Origin of the sequence: Bradyrhizobium sp., assembly GCF_035484855.1 — a bacterium.
Classification (GTDB): domain Bacteria; phylum Pseudomonadota; class Alphaproteobacteria; order Rhizobiales; family Xanthobacteraceae; genus Bradyrhizobium.
The window spans coordinates 1-3,287 of sequence record NZ_DATHOP010000189.1 but is presented as its reverse complement, the minus strand read 5'-3'; the positions used below and the strand labels follow the sequence as shown (position 1 = coordinate 3,287).

General features: G+C 62.4%; 4 protein-coding genes. 2 read left to right on the top strand and 2 right to left on the bottom strand.

All coding sequences use genetic code 11. The features are described from left to right. On the bottom strand, nucleotides 1-563 hold a 563-nt coding region (locus VK804_RS21380), incomplete at its 3' end, for an MFS transporter (protein ID WP_325373933.1). After that, complete coding sequence (locus VK804_RS21375) at nucleotides 563-1,246, bottom strand: glutathione S-transferase family protein (RefSeq protein WP_325373931.1); 684 nt, start codon at nucleotides 1,244-1,246, stop codon at nucleotides 563-565. The genes VK804_RS21375 and VK804_RS21380, both read right to left, overlap by 1 nt. Nucleotides 1,247-1,449: 203 nt before the next feature. Between VK804_RS21375 and VK804_RS21370 the strand changes: the two genes are divergently transcribed. After that, nucleotides 1,450-2,022 carry an ECF-type sigma factor gene (locus VK804_RS21370; RefSeq protein ID WP_325373929.1) on the top strand — a complete coding sequence of 191 codons (573 nt, stop codon included), beginning with the start codon at nucleotides 1,450-1,452 and terminating at the stop codon, nucleotides 2,020-2,022. Continuing rightward, a partial coding sequence (locus VK804_RS21365; RefSeq protein WP_325373927.1) for a serine/threonine-protein kinase occupies nucleotides 1,965-3,287 on the top strand: 1,323 nt, incomplete at its 3' end. The genes VK804_RS21370 and VK804_RS21365, both read left to right, overlap by 58 nt.

The following is a 3,287-nucleotide window of genomic DNA, read 5'->3' as shown; positions in this document are numbered from 1 at the left end:
GCGTTGAAATGCAGCACGTCCGCATTGAACGACACGTCGCGCGACACGCCGAGGAACGGGGACACCAGAAAAAGCAGGCTGCCGAGGTAGTACGCGGTTGCCCGATACGTAAAGATCCGGGTCCTTTCGAGATACTCGCTGGAGATGTCCGCACCCCAGGCATCGTAGGGAATGATCGCCATGGTCCAGCCGAAGTACAGGCAGATCGTCCAGCCAAGGTAGTAGCCGCCACCGACACCCTTGTGCGGCGCATAGAGAAATGCAACCGCCACCGACGAGACAATCGCACCGGCTGCGAGCCAGGGCTTGCGGCCTCCCCAGAGCTGAGCGCCGCGATCCGACAAGTACCCGATGACCGGATCGATGGCGGCGTCAAATATCCGCGCGAGCACCATGGAGGTGCCGATAATTCGGGTGCTGAGACCCATCTCGGTGGCATAAAAGCCCGGTATGACGAGCGCGGCACAGTAAAGGAGCATGGCCTCCGGCACGCCCGGTGCGGCGTAGGCGGCGAGGGCGGAAAACCGAGTGATTCGGGCACGGGTCGCGGGGACCTGCGTCATCAACGCTCGGCCTCCAAGCGTTGCCGGCGACTCTGCGCGATGGCATCGCGCGTTTCTCGCACCACCCGGCTCACGATCGGATCGGCCTGCACAGCGCGCCAGTATGCCGAAAGTTTGGCAAAGCGATGCAGCGGTGGGGCCGTACCGAATACCGAGGGCGCCCACTCTTCGGCGAGAATGAGCATCGGCGCGAGTGCACCATCGGCGACGGTCAGAGAGGGGCCTACCGCATAGCCGTTGCCACCGATGTAAAACTCCAGAGCGGCAAGCGCCTCAGCGACCTTATCGGCGGCCGCGTCGATGACGGTCCGGTCCCACTCGGCGCGCCGGGTCGCGAGTAGATCGAACAGCGGCACCATCGCCATGACCAGGTAGATGTCGCAGATGCGTGTCAGGAGGCGCACTTGTGCACGCTGCCACGGATCCGCCGGCAGCAGCGGGGGAGAGGGGAAGGTCTCTTCCAGATACTCGCAGATGACTTCGGACTCGGGCAGCGCGCGCCCGTCATCGAGAACGAGGGTGGGTACGCGGCCCAGCGGGTTGATCTTCAGATAGTCGCCCTTCGGCAGCTTCGAGCTGCCAAACCCCGGCGGTTCGACAATCTCGAAGGTTAGGCCTTTCGCGTACAGCATCAGGCGGACGCGCGTCGGGAACGGTGAAGCGAAGAACTGGTATAGCTTCATGAACCTGCCTTCGGCACCAAATTCGGCGTGTTAGTAGAGCAAGTTAGTAGGGCCGTCTCGGGAATCATACCGGGGAGGAACGAGCGTTGTCGCTGACATAACGCGCCCGTCACCAGCATGCAGGCGACTTGGGCAGGGCGTTTGACGGCCGTGACGGGCGCGAATAGTCTGGGGCGGTAAAGCCATCAGAGCTAGGGGCCCCGATGTCGGAACGCTCGGGTCAAGTCAGCGAGCTGCTGCAGCAATGGATCAACGGGGACTCGGAAGCCCTCGGCGCGGTGTCGCCGGTAATCTACGAAGAGCTACGGCGTCTCGCGCACTACCACCTCAGATTGGAGCGGGCGGATCACACGCTGCAAAGCACGGCGCTGGTCAACGAAGCGTTCATTCAGTTGATGGGAAACCAACCGGCGCAGCTGCAGAATCGCGCGCACTTCGTCGCCATTGCTTCACGCTTAATGCGCCAGATTCTAGTGCAATATGCCCGCCGCCGCCGGGCAAACAAGCGCGATGGGGGATATCGAATCGCTCTGGAAGACTTTGCCGAGCAACCAATCGTTGACGATGAGGAACTCGTGGCTTTGGACGATGCCCTCGATGAGTTGACGCGGATCGACGAGCGGCAGGGCAAGATTGTCCAGATGAAGTTTTTTGGTGGATTGTCGGCCCCCGAGATAGCCCAGCTGCTCGGGATTTCATTGGCAACAGTAGAGCGGGATTGGGCCACGGCGCGGATCTGGTTGCGCCGCGAAATGCGCCGAGCCGCCTCGCCGTGAGTGTTCCCACTTGGGGAAACGTTAAAGACCTCCTGCACCAGGCCATTGCATTGGGCCCGGACGCGCGTGCCAAGTTTCTGGATGAGGTCTGCGCGTCGGATGCGGCGCTGCGAGCGGAGCTGGACTCACTGCTCTCGGTTGGCGATGAGCTGAGCGCCGAATTTCTGCAATCGCCGCGGCCGAGCAATTTCAGCGCGGATGGAGCGGCGTTCGGCGGCGCCGGATTGACGGCAGGGCAGCTATTCGAACAGCGCTTTCTACTGACGCGCAAACTCGGCGAGGGCGGTATGGGGCAGGTGTGGCTCGCCGAACAAACCGCGCCGGTTCGCCGGCCGGTGGCCTTGAAACTGATCAAGGCGGGGATGTACGACGAGACGGTGATGCAACGCTTCGAAGCGGAACGGCAATCGCTCGCCATCATGGATCATCCGGCCATCGCCAAGGTCTTCGATGCCGGCGCGACGACGCAGGGACAGCCGTACTTCGTCATGGAGTACGTACCTGGGCTGCCGATCACGGAATATTGCGATCAGCACAAGCAGACAATCCGGGAGCGGGTGGAACTCTTCATCCAGGCCTGCGAGGGCGTGCAGCATGCGCACCGGAAAGCCATCATCCATCGCGATCTGAAACCGGCCAACATCTTGGTGATTGAGGTGGACGGCAACGCGGTGCCGCGGATCATCGATTTCGGATTGGCCAAGGCCACAACTGTGCATCTGACGGATCAGACACTGTATACGCGGTTCGGACAGTTCATGGGCACTCCCGGCTATATGAGTCCGGAGCAGGTCGACCCGAACATCCAGGACATCGATACGCGTACCGACGTGTACTCGCTTGGGGTCATTCTCTATGTGTTGCTGACCGGGCTGCAGCCATTCGAAACCCAACGGCAACAGAAACCGGCGCTGGATGAGTGGCTGCGCCAGCTGCGCGACGAAGAGCCGCCGCGCCCGAGCGGCAAAGTCACAGCGAGCCGGGATATCGCCACCGCCTCCTCCGCGGCGCGCAGCACCGAGCCGAAGCAATTGGCGAGCCTGCTACGCGGGGATCTCGATTGGATTACCCTGAAAGCGCTCGAGCGCGATCGTGAGCGCCGCTACGGCACGCCCGCAGAACTTGCCGCCGACCTGCGACGCTACCTCCAAGATGAGCCGGTGGTCGCGCGTCCGGCCAGCGCCGCGTATCAATTGGGTAAATTCATCCGCCGCCATAGCGTGGCCGCCGGATTCGTCGCCACGGTAACACTCCTCTCGATCGTC